Annotated in this window: 10 protein-coding genes; 9 read left to right on the forward strand and 1 reads right to left on the reverse strand. The window is 41.7% G+C overall.

What is annotated here, in order from left to right; translation table 11 throughout:
* Positions 1 to 2: 2 nt before the first annotated feature.
* The 7 genes from MHI45_RS27175 to MHI45_RS27205 all read left to right on the forward strand — a co-directional run bounded on the left by MHI45_RS27175 (position 3) and on the right by MHI45_RS27205 (position 9,680).
* A complete protein-coding gene (locus tag MHI45_RS27175) occupies positions 3 to 1,418 on the forward strand; it encodes a sensor histidine kinase (protein WP_341119731.1) in 1,416 nt (471 codons plus the stop codon).
* A complete protein-coding gene (locus tag MHI45_RS27180) occupies positions 1,415 to 2,563 on the forward strand; it encodes a hypothetical protein (protein WP_341119732.1) in 1,149 nt (382 codons plus the stop codon). Before MHI45_RS27175 ends, MHI45_RS27180 begins: the two co-directional genes overlap by 4 nt.
* Before the next feature lie 177 nt (positions 2,564 to 2,740).
* A complete protein-coding gene (locus MHI45_RS27185; RefSeq protein ID WP_038587674.1) occupies positions 2,741 to 3,448 on the forward strand; it encodes an ABC transporter ATP-binding protein in 708 nt (235 codons plus the stop codon).
* A complete protein-coding gene (locus tag MHI45_RS27190; protein ID WP_341119733.1) occupies positions 3,448 to 4,818 on the forward strand; it encodes an ABC transporter permease in 1,371 nt (456 codons plus the stop codon). The genes MHI45_RS27185 and MHI45_RS27190 overlap by 1 nt, the downstream gene beginning before the upstream one ends.
* A 43-nt stretch (positions 4,819 to 4,861) precedes the next feature.
* Positions 4,862 to 5,833, forward strand: coding sequence for a polysaccharide deacetylase family protein (locus MHI45_RS27195; RefSeq protein WP_341119734.1), 972 nt, complete (start codon positions 4,862 to 4,864; stop codon positions 5,831 to 5,833).
* 77 nt (positions 5,834 to 5,910) lie between these two features.
* Positions 5,911 to 8,502 carry a hypothetical protein gene (locus tag MHI45_RS27200; RefSeq protein ID WP_341119735.1) on the forward strand — a complete coding sequence of 864 codons (2,592 nt, stop codon included), beginning with the start codon at positions 5,911 to 5,913 and terminating at the stop codon, positions 8,500 to 8,502.
* Between the two features lie 74 nt (positions 8,503 to 8,576).
* Positions 8,577 to 9,680, forward strand: a complete 1,104-nt coding sequence (locus MHI45_RS27205) for an efflux RND transporter periplasmic adaptor subunit (protein WP_341119736.1) — start codon at positions 8,577 to 8,579, stop codon at positions 9,678 to 9,680.
* Between the two features lie 114 nt (positions 9,681 to 9,794).
* Here the strand turns inward: MHI45_RS27205 and MHI45_RS27210 are convergent, their stop codons facing one another.
* Positions 9,795 to 10,682, reverse strand: coding sequence for a spermine/spermidine synthase domain-containing protein (locus tag MHI45_RS27210; protein WP_341119737.1), 888 nt, complete (start codon positions 10,680 to 10,682; stop codon positions 9,795 to 9,797).
* Between the two features lie 201 nt (positions 10,683 to 10,883).
* Here MHI45_RS27210 and MHI45_RS27215 point away from each other — a divergent pair, with 201 nt between their 5' ends.
* Both MHI45_RS27215 and MHI45_RS27220 read left to right on the forward strand, forming a co-directional pair.
* Positions 10,884 to 12,005: a discoidin domain-containing protein gene (locus MHI45_RS27215; protein WP_341119738.1), complete on the forward strand. Its 1,122-nt coding sequence runs from the start codon at positions 10,884 to 10,886 to the stop codon at positions 12,003 to 12,005.
* Between the two features lie 519 nt (positions 12,006 to 12,524).
* Entirely contained in the window at positions 12,525 to 13,232 is a 708-nt protein-coding gene (locus tag MHI45_RS27220) for a DNA alkylation repair protein (protein WP_076110464.1), read from the forward strand.
* Positions 13,233 to 13,272 lie beyond the last annotated feature (40 nt).

Raw genomic sequence — 13,272 nt, forward strand, 5'->3', positions numbered from 1 at the left:
CCATGAAATTTCCAATTCAATTTAAAATTGTGGTTGTTTTTTCAATTGTTATTTTTGTGGGGCTTTCTGCAATGCTGTTTGTATCCTACAGAGTTACGGAACAAAATATGTATCGGATCATTAATGAGGACATGATAAATACGAAAACAAATTTAGATATTTATATCAATCAATATTTTCTGGTCCATAAAAAAAGGATGAGCAGAAAAACATTAGTCACGGAAAAAAATAGACTCTCTCAGGAATTATCGGCTGGAATTGGCGGACCTGTAACAATTTCTTATATAAATGGGGATGAAGTAAAGAGTGAATCTGCCTCGCACTCCCAAATTGCTTACACGATTAATAGGGTTGACCAGCAAGTGATTGTTACTTTGTCCTTCCCTATCCTGCAGAAGCAGTCGCCTATTGGATTTTTGAATTATCAGAAAAATTACAGTCAGCTTTATCAAAGGAACGCTCGTTTTCAATCGATCATCAAAATGTTTGCCGCCATTATTTTCAGCTTTATCTTTATTGCCTCCATCATTATCTCCAGAAAAATCACCAAACCGATCCGTGAGCTGACCGAACGTTCCAATCAGGTTACTTTAGGTAATTTTGATATAGACATTCCAATCTCATCCAGCGACGAGGTTGGCGAGTTAGCCCGCAGATTTCAGATCATGATTAAACACATTAAAGATCAGATCGAAATTATTAAACAAGAACGGGATGAAGTCAAACAGGCTCAGGCCCAAAGTAAAGTTTTTTTTGACAATGTTACGCATGAGCTAAAGACCCCCTTAACGACCATTCTCGGTTATGCACAGATTGTGAAGGATAACGGATTTACAGACGCTCCCTTTTTTGAAAAGGGAATGAATTATATCATTCATGAAAGTCAGCGGTTAAACCGGGCAGTCGTTGAAATACTGGAACTATCCCAATCGGCAACATTGAGTACCACCTATCACTTTGAGAAGGTTAATTTGTCGGAAATTGCTAAAGAAGCATGTGAGGATATGAGGATTAAAGCTAGAAAATATAACATTAATATTCATTTCGAGCTTCAAGAAGGATTATTCGTTTTAGGGGACCGGGATAAACTGAAAGAGGTATTTCTAAATTTGTTAGACAACTCCATTAAGTATGGGGATGTAAACTCTGTAATTTACGTGGAATCCTTCAAGGAAAGAGAAGTGGTAGTGGTTAAGGTCAAAGACGAGGGGGAGGGGATTCCTGCAGAGGATATCACCCATGTGTTCGAACCGTTCTACAGAGCGAAGAAGAACATGCTCAAAGAGAAGGGAAGTGCCGGGCTTGGATTAAGTATTGTAAAAAACATTATCGAGGATCATCACGGAGCCATTAAACTACAGAGCATCTTGAACGAGGGCACAGAAATCAAAATCAGCTTGCCGGAGGATTGGAAATGAAGAAGGTGAGTTTGTTGGGGAGTTACCGGCACTACATGATCTTGGGCCTGTTACTGCTTGTATTTATATTGGGATTCTATGGACTTAGCAACATCTATGCCCTAAGCAGCATTGACTCTAGAACGGTGGTTCTTAAAAGTAGTCAGTTCAATACGAGTCTTATTTCAAGCAATACTGAGGCCTTTGAGATTAAAGCTGTAACCAAGCTGACTAATAATTATCCTATATATGATCTTCAAGTGCGGGATCACAATAATGTTATTCTTAGTGTGCCAGACAACTCTCTAAGTGGATTGAAAATAGCAGTATTGCATCTGGATAATAATCAAATGTCTGATATTGCTGAGAATGTTGAATATGGAATTACCTTGACTCCCGATGCGAAACAGCTAATCTATTCGAGGTTTGAGTATGGGGGAGAGAGCTTAAGGACTAATGTGTACAGCCTGGAGTTGAATAAGGATCTGAAACAGTTGAACAACGATAATTCATATTCCAACATGTTCATTGATCATGAACGTTATTTGGGTCTCTCCGGGAGCGACGTTATACTAACTAATGTCTCGACGGGCGAAGTTCAGCAGTTGATCACGTATGATCAATTACTGGAATTAATAGGAACTGCCATTGGCTCCAGCAATCTGAACGGAATTACAATTAGATGGGATATCATCCAGAAGTCAGGACAAAATAAGGTTTGTTTTTTAGCGGAAATTAACAGCAGCTACGGTATATTTGAAATGGACTTGAAGAATACAAGTAAGGTAAAGTTAGTGGCCAAAAGTGAACAAATCAATCAATTTTTAGTAATGAATAATGGCGATTTTGTGCTACAGGGGAAAATAAATAATACAGATGGACTCTTTCAGTACAACCGAGGTACCAGTCAATTCAAGCTATTGAAGGAAGGTATCATAACAAATTATGCGTTGCAGTCCGATGAAAGCCGAATCGCTTACTTTATGCTAAACAGCAATCAAACAGGGGACCTGCATACTGCTTATTTGGAGAATGGGAGCCTGGATTCAGATACAGTGATATATCAAAATATCCATTCTGCACAAACGATGAAATGGCATGAGGATGATCTATTCATTATCGGTAGCCAATTAAGTAAAAGCGAAATTTACCGTTTTTCGTTTTAGACAAGGCAACTGCAGATAAGACCAGCGTATATCTAATTGCGCTGGTCTTATTTGTGCGCAGCAGTGAATGATTTACAACTTGGATACAAGTCTGCCAAAGACCGATACAATCACTTTTTATAATGGAGATAACGAAACACAAGAAACACAAGTCATTATATTAAGGGAGTTCTTAACATGCTTCGAGTAGAGAATTTATCACATGCTTTTAGAAACAGCACAGAGTTAGTGCCGGTGCTGCATCAAGTCAGCTTTCGAGTGAAGCCGGGAGAGATGGTTGCTCTGCTGGGGAGCTCAGGATCAGGTAAATCGACCATGTTAAATCTTATGGCAGGCTTAATGAAGCCAACAGATGGCCAAATTTATATTGCGGACCAGGATATCGTCAAGATGAGTGAGAATAAACTGGCCGAATTCCGGCGTGGACATATCGGTTTTGTTTTTCAATCCTATGAATTGATCGCCACAATGACGGTACGTGAAAATGTGGAATTACCCCTTGTTTTTCAATCGGTCCGCCCCTCTGTGCGCAGAAAGAAGGCACTTGCTTTACTTGAGGAAGTGGGGCTGCCGGGGAAATCTGATCTCTTCCCTTCACAACTATCGGGTGGCCAGCAACAGCGCGTAAGTATTGCAAGGTCTCTTATTACAGAGCCTTCTATCATTTTTGCTGATGAACCTACCGGGAATTTGGATACCAAAACAGAGGAAGAGATTATCGGAATTCTGCAGCGGCTAAACAAGGCAAGGAATACAACCTTTGTCATTGTAACGCATGAAGCCGAGGTTGCGGAGCAGATGCAAAGTGTGATTACACTGCGGAACGGATATCTGGTAACAGAACAAGCTGATAGTGAAAGTATGCCTGCAGGGAGGGGGGCTTAGTGCGGATTCGCGACATCACAAGCTTGGCCTGGGATCAAATTAAACGACGTAAAGTAGTCACGGCATTGTGTATGACAGGGATTTCCATAGGTTGTGCCTCTCTTATAGTCGCCATGAGTGTTGGAGAATCTGCCCAGCAATATTCCTTAGATGAGATGAACAGGAACTTCAAGATGAATGAAATCACCGTTAAACCAAATGTAGGGATATCTACAAAAGGCAGCGGCACTTCGAAAAAAGGAAACTTTGATAGAGGAAAGCTGACCGAGCAGAAGATAGAGCTTATTAAGAATCTCCCGCATGTTACAGCAGTAGCACCTTTTATGCAGGTTGAAAGCTTTGAGATGGTCACGATAGACAATAACATTAACTATGTTGAGGTCCTTGGCACGGATCTTCAGTCGCTCACAAGCTTTGACAAATCTTTCGAACAGGGGGGACCTTCAGATGCGGTGGGCACGGTTGTATTAAACTACGGGGCGACTATTGGCTTGATGGATGTTGTTACGGTCAATAAAATGATGGAGCGACTACAAGAGGATCCTTATAATGATAGTTTAATCCAACAATTCAATAATCTAAATATGAAGTCTTCAAAATTATATCAGCAGCAAATTCAATATCGGTATTATAATGCGGAATTACAGCAGAACACCCTCAGTTCTTCTCTTCGCGTCATTGGGATACTAAAACAGCCAAGTGGAGTTAGGAAGGAGGAGGCTGCTTATGATAAAAAAGCCTATGTTTCGTTGGAAACTGCACAATTGCTTTCGGAAGAGTTTGGTTTAAGAACAGACTCTTCAGAATTACAAGGCTACGATTCAATGCTGGTTAAGGTAGAGAGTCAGGATTATGTTGCACAAGTAGAAGGGCAAATTCAAAAGCTGATCTTGTCTACAGAAACAAACTTACACCATCAAGCCGAAGTGAATGAGAAGTTCAACATGATCAAAAAGACGGCCCTCGGAATTGGCTTGTTCATTCTTGTGATTGCCTCTATATCTATCATTGTAGCGATGACCATGTCCACCCATCAGCGGCGCAGACAAATCGGTATTATGAAAGTTTTGGGGTCTAATTTATGGCAAATACGTAATATGTTTATCGCTGAGGCTGCATTGCTAGGATTGCTCGGCGGGGGGATCGGGGTGTTGATTTCTTATTTAACCCTATCTGGAGTGAATGAGTTGCTAACAACAACATCTATTATCCCCCTTGGAGAGTCAACGACGGGGATGACGATTTCTATATCTTTAAAAAATATCCCGCTAGGTATTGCGTTTGCAGTAATGACAGGTGTTCTATCGGGGATATATCCGGCCATTAGCGCTTCCAATACTAATGCTCTGGTAGCGATCAAGAAAGACTAGGCTTTACAGAAAATAATAAGTCAGCAATGAGGTGAAAAAGCCGATGGCAGAGTATAAGGATTTTGCACATGATAAAAGAAGAAAACAACGTATAAAGAGGAACCGGAGAGGATTGCTGTTTATTGTGATTTTGTTGTTTATAGTTGGTTTTAATATGATGATCGTAAAGAAGCCAACGGTTGACAAACATAAAGTTCAAACCTCCACTGCAAATAAAGAAGAAATGACAGCAGTCCAAAAGGTAATTTTTAAGCAAAAGAATGGGCTTCAAAAGGGAGCAGAAGATGTGACGGCTTCATTAAAAAGCGTTTATGAAGTTGAAGACATCGCCTTCGTTGAGAAGTATCTGAAGCAGCAAATTTCGGGGGATATGCCTGATGGGGCGAATGGAGAAAAAATTGCTTATTTATCATTTGATGACGGGCCCTCCGAAACCGTAACTCCAAAAATACTGGATGTCCTAAAGGAAGAAAAGGTACCTGCAACTTTTTTTGTGCTAGGCCAGGAAGTGGATAAAAGTGATATTACTAAAAATTTAATCAAAAGAATGATTGAAGAAGGACATGCTATAGCCAATCATTCATATTCGCATAACTATGATTATTTGTATCCTAATAAGAAGGTGAATCTAGACCATTTTATGAGTGACATCGAAAAGACTAACAACTCCTTAAAAACCGTATTAGGAGAAGACTTCACTACCAGGGCAGTCAGATATCCTGGCGGTCATATGACATGGGCTAAAAGTGATCCCACAGGTGTGGCTTCACTGGATAAAGCTCTATATGCCAAGGGTTATCACCATGTGGATTGGAATGTATTGCCGAAAGATGCAGAAGGTGCACCCAAGAACGAAGAAGAATTAATGCGAGAATTCACGAACACAGTAGCAGGCAGAGAAAAAGCAGTGATATTAATGCACGATACTTATGACAAGGAAGAAACCGCAAAGGCTTTGCCGGAAATGATAAAGTATCTGAAAGAACATGACTATAAATTCAGAACAATGAAGTAATCTAAAAAATGCGATATCAGCTATAGATGACTAAATTTGTTATCTGTAAATGTTGTATAGATTTTGAGGAGGAAACCATGAGATTACATAGAAGTAAAAGTGTTGCTCTGTTGCTAAGTATTCTTCTTATCAGCCAATTGTCTGGATATACTGTTTCAGCTGCTCCGGCAACAGTAGGTAGTGCCTATAAGATGTCCGCAGGAGAAAGCGTCACAGCAAAGAATCTAGGGGCCATCCTGCTGGGAGCGAATGTAAAAGCTACCGTAGAGGATGTTAATATTTGGCCGCAAACCGGTGGCAATATTCTGGCCTATACGCTTAAGCTCTCTAACAACGGCAGTTCTAGTGCCAATCTGGTGCATTATTTTCCGCGTGTAGTCACGCCGGGGGGTTCAGCCATTCCCGCCAATCCAGTAACTGCTGATGCGCTTAAGAAAAAGGTCGGAGCCAAGGACAGCCTGCGCGTGACCTACTATGTGAATGTCGGTCAAACGACTTCGCTGCAGGGAATGAAGATTGCTATGTACGTATGGGACGCCAAAGCCAAGGGGTATCTAAAGAATGCGGGTTCTCTGGCAATTCCGGCGGGCTATTCCACAGCCGCTGAACGCGGCAAGATCCTGAGCACCACCATGAATGACATTCCAGTTACAGCAAGTGCGGATTCCCTGCAGCTCTATAAATTTAGCGGTAAAGTGTACGCCAAGGTAGGGCTGAGCATTACCAATAAGGGGAGTAAAGTTCTGAATGAAGCCGGATACACTCCATATCTCCAAACGGCAAGCGGCACCTCTTTCGAATTGACGGTGAACAGCGCACAGGCAGGTTACAAGATTCAGCCGCAGGAGAAAAAGAGCATTTACTATTTGGCGGAAATTCCCGCAGCCCTGAATACCAACAACATGAAGCTGCAGTTTACCCAAAAGGATGAGACCCTGAAGCTTGAGCTTCCCAAAATGTCTTTCAAGCTTCCAGTTGCGTCTACTCCTAATTTTGTTGTGAATCCAGGTGCTGTCAAAAAAGTCGGTATTAACAGCAATACAGTGGAAATGCAGCTGGTGAATGCTTCGGTTTATTCAGAGGACGCCCACGGAGTATGGTCCTTTCAGTTACGTCTGAAGAATGCCGGCAACAAGGCGGTGACCCTGCCGAACTACGAGCTTGCCGTGAAGTCGACCAAAGGGACAGCTTTCCCGGTGAACGCTAAGGCGCTCAGTGGTCTCACGCTAAAACCGTTGGAAACAAAGGTTGTTCCACTGACGGTGCAGGTACCCCTTGAGGTCGAGCAAGCCGGGCTGCAGCTGCAGATGATTGAAGCTGTCAGTGCAACAGAAACGGCCGGCCCAACCACTGGCGAAACCGCAGGTACACCTGGAACGGTAGCGGCGGCGGCTCCCAAACTGATTTTTCCGGTAGCCTACTTTACCATTCCTTATGCGCTTCGTGCTGATGTGCAAAGGGGGGAGGTCTATAATCGGACGAATCAATTTGGCTCCTTCTCTTACAACCTGACGTCATTACAACGGTATCCTTGGAAGGATGATGATATCGTCATGGCCAAGCTGAACATCACCAACACCCAGTCCGTAACCCTTACGCTTCCCGAACTTACAGGAGCGATTAAACTGGATAGCAATGATTTAGCGGCGACTACGAATCTGCTGATCGATAAAGAGGCCGCAACGCTGGCTCCGGGCAAGTCCGCCGAGATCGTAGTGATGTCCAAAGTTCCGTATACCGAGGATTTCGAAGATGTACGAATCAATTTATTCAGTACGGTGAATACCGAAAAGGTGCCGTTCCTGGACCTCAGCATGAGTAATTCACTGAATGCAATAGATAACATTGACCGCGGGGGCACCTACAAAATCAGCGGCAAAGGTAAAAATGCCAATGTTCAGGAGAGCCGTACGACTGTTTATGAGGGGACCAATTCCAAAATTGTGTACACGGAACTGCTCATAAGCAGCCAGGAGAAAAGACAAAGCAAGATGGCGCGTCTGCAGGCGTATTACAGAACGAAGGACGGGCAGTTCTTTGATGCGAAACCTAATCAACCGGACAATGCTGCAACACCTGGCGGTATGCAGTTGGTTTCATTCTGGGCGAAGCTGCCGAAGACGGTAAGTGCCGATGACATCTCACTGGTATTAGGCTCCGGGGTGACAGGAAACAAGTTAAGTGAAAGCGGACAAGAGGCGACCGGCTTTATGAATGCAAGCGCCCTGCTGCTCACACCTAAAACCACTGCACCGGCAAGCAATTTAACGAAGATCACGTTCTTCCCCTATAATTTATCGGTCATCAACTCGGAAGGCAGACTTTTGGAACTAAACGACACCATCAACATCGTAATGACCTATGATCTGACCCGGGATAACAGCATCGACAGTGGCGATTTGGAACATAAGCTTGTGCTTAGAATGACGGATCCCTTTGGCGTAACACAGGATAAAGTGCTGACTATAGGCACAGATCTGACAGAAGGAAAGAGCAATACCTTCTCGATGTCCTTCAGCAAAAATCTGTACATGAAGCTCAAGAGCGGCACTTACAAATTAACTTTATTTGATGAATTCCAAGGCGAGCGGCAGGAGCTTGGGGGCCAGGTTTTCAACCTGTTCATCGACCGCCAGCTGATAACTCAGAAAGATACCAACGCTAAATGACAATGGAAGAAGGGAAATGTGCTGTTCACCATTAAATATAATTATCCACTGTTAATTGAAAGGAAGCCAAAGTGATGAAGAGTACCATTAAGAAAATTATAAAGTGGGTTATTATCATAGCGGTCATCGCTGCCGCAGGTTACTTGTTGTATGCAAAGGTTTTTAACAAGGCGGAGGAAGTAGTGGGCGAATTACCGCCGATGGAGGCTATTACTTTTCCGGTCACTCAAGAAACGATTACTCAATCCATACAAGTTAAAGGGACATCCAAATATGAGCACGAGACCCTTGTGTATGCTCCCTTTGCCTCCAAGGTGACAAGCTGGAAAGTAAAGAACGGTGATCAAGTGAAGAAGGGGGAGCTGCTGTATACCCTTGATACCAGCACACTCAAGAATGAAATCGCAACCCAAGAGGCGGCTATTCGCAAGGCGAAGCTGGAAGCTGAACTAAATTCATTTGTAAGCCAGCAGAATGATGAGACGATCACAGTAGGTGCATCCGAAGCAGAACGGTTAAAGAGTTTGGCTACACAGGAGACAGGACGAATTAGCGAAGATCTAAATAATGTGAATGCAGATATTCAAGCGCGGGAGATTGCAGAGAAGAAGAAAAAGATCCAATCGGCGAGTTATCAGGCCCCTTCCTCTGGGATTTTCTTGTTCGAAAACAATAGTGAACTCCCACAATTAGTTACGGATAACCAGTATATTGGAAAAATTGTGGATTTGAACAAACTGGCGTTTATAGCTCTTGTGGGGGAACAGGAAGTATTCCGCATTAAGGCTGGCATGAAGGTTACGGTCAAAATGACCGCTTCCAAGGATGTTAAGTTGTCAGGAGAAGTAGTGAAAGTTTCTAAATTTGCAAAAGCTACATCAGGTAAAGAAAGTGCTTCTACTCAGCCTCCTCAGTTCGAAGTAGTCATTTCGCTCGAGCCGAATGAGCTTTTGATCGGCGGTCTTAGCTTGAACGGCGAGGTTGAGATTGTACGTAAAGAAAATGTCACTGTGCTTTCCAACATTGCTGTCATTCATGAAGGAGACCTTTCTTATGTTATGCTGGATAAAGGTAACGGAAAAATAGAACGAAAAGAAATAAAAATCGGATTGGAAACAACGGATAAGGTTGAAGTGCTGTCTGGACTGAAGGCTGGAGACAATGTAGTTCTTCAGTAGATTGAGAAATCCTCGGCTCGGAAGCCGACGACGTCTAACCTGGACATTTTGAAATGAACGTGAAAAGGTAGCCGTCGTCGGACGCTGATGCTGCGTTAGAATTAAGTTACATAGTTATAGATAGCACAAAATAGATTTTTCTATCCAATACATAAATACAGTTGATGGACTTTGTTTTTCATGCTCTTTCATACTTAAATACATATCAATTCCATCAGAAACATCATGCCATAAATCCGTAAAGACAAAATCATAATTCCCCTTAGACATATCTTCTTTTGCATATTCAAAGGCATCTGCTTTGATAATCTTTATTTTTTGAGTGTTTTTGAATTGTGGTAATATACATTTGCTAAATAATTGAATAACATCTTCATTGCTTTCAACAATCGTAATACTTTCAACCTGATCTTTTTCTGAGATCATATAGGCATAATAACCAAGCCCCAGTCCAAAAGTAAGCACATTACCAAATGCCTTGGCAACAGCTTCTTTCATGGTTTCTATTTCATTCGGTGTAATGGTCATCCAGATTCTATTATTCTCTAGAATTGCCGGGAATATGAATTCAGTTTCAAAGAAACCAATCTGTGGAATTTGTCTTCCTTCGCGTGTTGTGATTATGTCATTACAAACAAAGACCTCGTAAGGTTTGTATTTTTCATATTTTAGTTCACTATTGCCTTTTTTTATTGTTGGTATCTTAATGTTCTTAAAATACGAATTGTTATAATACTCATTGGCATCCAGTTTATGAGACATCTTATTGAAATATTTGTTGAATAAGTCTGCATCATCAACCTTATCAACAATATCTAGTCCTAAAGCAGCTGCAAATATTACATTAAACGCATATTCGATAGATACACCATATTTAACAATCTCATCAATTTCTTCTTTGCTTATGAAGTCAGGTTTATTATTTAAATAATTGCTTAATAAAGCAAATACTTTGTTATCCTCTTCATTAACTTTGTCTTTTATTGCTTTATTACGTTCCATACCTTCACCTTTTATTTTTACTATAGCATATGGCTGTCAAGTACTAGTGTATATGGGGGTGGAAGTCAATAGCTTTATTTTTGGGTAATGCTTTGAACCTTCACTTTATTTCTAAGCTTGTACATGAGTTTGTAAAGCGACTATATTAACTGAGTATTTGTTCATCATATAGTAATTTATAAGAAAAGAAGCGAGGATGCGATGGCAATTCGAAAACTAATGATTAATGTTTTGATTATCTTTATGGTTGTTAACTCCCTATTCACCTTCAGTTTGTATGCGGCGTCTCCAACTTCCAGTTCATTGGGGGCGTCTTACGGAGGTGAATGGGTTGACAAAGCATTGGTTGAGGTCGAGGATCTCGACGGTACGATAAATCTTACATTTGATAAGAATACGGGCAAGGCTGCTTTAGAGTATTCAGTCTGGGACGAAGAAAATTATACCTTTCAATCAACGGCACCTATTACTGTTAATGAACAGAAACCCGTGAAATTCACCTACGAATACCTGGACTATACCGAGCATGAAAATCCAAGAACTATGCGAGGAGAGGGTATCATTGAATTTAAAACTGGCGCAATTGTGATTAAAATGGGAGGACTTCCCCCGGACATAAACAAAATTTTTGCTCAGCCGCGGACCTTCATTCGTGATCCTTATGCGAACCGGGTTCCAAAGCCTGAGGATGCCATAGCTGTTGTATCCCAATACTGCAAATGCAAAGAGTCCAATCTGGTGAAATTTATTTACCCCGTTGCAGACAATGAAAGCAATAAAAATTGGATTGTTTATATCGAAGTGTATGTAAGAGGGATTCTCTTAACCGAATATAAAGTGAATTTGCATACCAATAAGGCAACAGAAATCAAGGGTTTATGGTCGCAATCCTTTCATTTTGCTAACAAAGTTAAAGTTTCAAAAATCACAGCATCATCCACATTACCTAAATCGAAGGCCGGCTCTTATAGTGCAAATCAAGTAATCGATGGGGATACAGCCACATGCTGGTGCGAAGGGGTTAAAGGGAGTGGAATAGGACAAAGCTTTACGGTTAGCTTCCCCAAAAAAACTGAGGTTAGCAGCTTGAAGGTTTTTCCGGGGTATGGTAAATCCGTCTCCGCATATCTGGAGAACAACAGTGTGCGTAAAGCAAAAATAACCTTCTCCGATGGAACTTCTGTCATTGCTGATTTCACGAAGGAATCTGTATGGGATCTGCCAAAAGTTAAAGCAACAACCAGCATTACGTTCACCATATTAGAAGTCAACCTAGGCTCTAAGTATAACGACACTTGTGTCTCGGAATTTACCATCTCATAAGAGTATCACTGGGCAGTGATGTCTAATCATTTTTTCTGTCTTTACTTTTATAAGAGGTAAGAATAAAAAATAAAAGGAGAGTTAAGACAATCAAAGAAAACCATTCTATAGATTGTTTAAATATTAAACTATAGAACACATCAATAATTTCTAAGATGATTACTATACATATAAATATTCCCCAACGATCCTTTTTCATTAAGATACACCGTCCTAATTTACAATTAATCACATTATATAACTTTACAGAATAGTTTACGGCAGCGTCAACTAAATAACTTACTTTACAACAAGACCTCCCCGGACAGATTTATCTGTCCGGTTCTTTTGTAAGGAATTACAACCAATAAGCAGCTTAACCACAATAGTATGAACCAGAAGAGAAGCATTCAGCAGCTTCAGCTTGTAGACGCGAGTCTACAAACTTTTTTTGTTAATGTTCTTCAAGGGGACAAGCTTGCGATAGAGGAATCTGTGAAGTACACTTTCTGTATCCAGTAAAAAAGGAAGTGTTAAACAATGAATGTAGAGATGGTCATGCAGGAGCTTGAGGCGCTAGGCAAGGAACGAACCAAGAAAATATACAGCTCGAATGGCGCACAGGAACCGCTTTTTGGCGTGGCCACCGGCGCAATGAAGCCTATCTTTAAGAAAACCAAAATAAATCAGCCACTGGCTGAGCAGCTATACGCGACAGGGAACTACGACGCCATGTATTTTGCCGGCATTATTGCCGACCCCAATGCAATGACAGAAGCGGATTATGACCGGTGGATGGATGCGGCTTATTTTTATATGTTGTCCGATTTTGTAGTTGCAGTAACTTTGGCAGAAGCGGATATTGCACAAGAGGTTGCCGATAAATGGATCGCGAGCGGTGAGGAGCTGAGAATGTCAGGGGGCTGGAACTGTTACTGCTGGCTGCTCGGCAACCGGCCGGACGATGAATTTTCCGAAAGCAAAATTGCCGGTATGCTTGAGCTTGTGAAAAAAACGATTCATGAATCGCCGGAACGCACCAAGTACGCGATGAATAACTTTTTATACACCGTGGCGGTATCCTATCTGCCGCTTCATGATCAGGCGTGCGAGACCGCAAGAGCCGTAGGCCCGGTAGAAGTCAATAAGGATAAGGCCAAAAGCAAATTTATTCACGCTTATGAAAATATTCAACAGGCAGTCGGCAAAGGTCGGGTTGGGTTTAAACGCAAGCATGTAAGATGCTGACCGTCCGTCTCCCCGGAAAAGGAATTGCAGGCTAGTTTCC

The sequence above is a fragment of the Paenibacillus sp. FSL H3-0321 genome (assembly GCF_038002865.1).
Classification (GTDB): domain Bacteria; phylum Bacillota; class Bacilli; order Paenibacillales; family Paenibacillaceae; genus Paenibacillus_AQ.

What these genes read in the sequence shown, in the direction of transcription:
- MHI45_RS27175 (WP_341119731.1), top strand. Translation starts at nt 3, where the DNA reads ATGAAATTTCCAATTCAATTTAAAATTGTGGTTGTTTTTTCAATTGTT.
- MHI45_RS27180 (WP_341119732.1), top strand. Translation starts at nt 1,415, where the DNA reads ATGAAGAAGGTGAGTTTGTTGGGGAGTTACCGGCACTACATGATCTTG.
- MHI45_RS27185 (WP_038587674.1), top strand. Translation starts at nt 2,741, where the DNA reads ATGCTTCGAGTAGAGAATTTATCACATGCTTTTAGAAACAGCACAGAG.
- MHI45_RS27195 (WP_341119734.1), top strand. Translation starts at nt 4,862, where the DNA reads ATGGCAGAGTATAAGGATTTTGCACATGATAAAAGAAGAAAACAACGT.
- MHI45_RS27200 (WP_341119735.1), top strand. Translation starts at nt 5,911, where the DNA reads ATGAGATTACATAGAAGTAAAAGTGTTGCTCTGTTGCTAAGTATTCTT.
- MHI45_RS27205 (WP_341119736.1), top strand. Translation starts at nt 8,577, where the DNA reads ATGAAGAGTACCATTAAGAAAATTATAAAGTGGGTTATTATCATAGCG.
- MHI45_RS27210 (WP_341119737.1), bottom strand. Translation starts at nt 10,682, where the DNA reads ATGGAACGTAATAAAGCAATAAAAGACAAAGTTAATGAAGAGGATAAC.
- MHI45_RS27215 (WP_341119738.1), top strand. Translation starts at nt 10,884, where the DNA reads ATGGCAATTCGAAAACTAATGATTAATGTTTTGATTATCTTTATGGTT.
- MHI45_RS27220 (WP_076110464.1), top strand. Translation starts at nt 12,525, where the DNA reads ATGAATGTAGAGATGGTCATGCAGGAGCTTGAGGCGCTAGGCAAGGAA.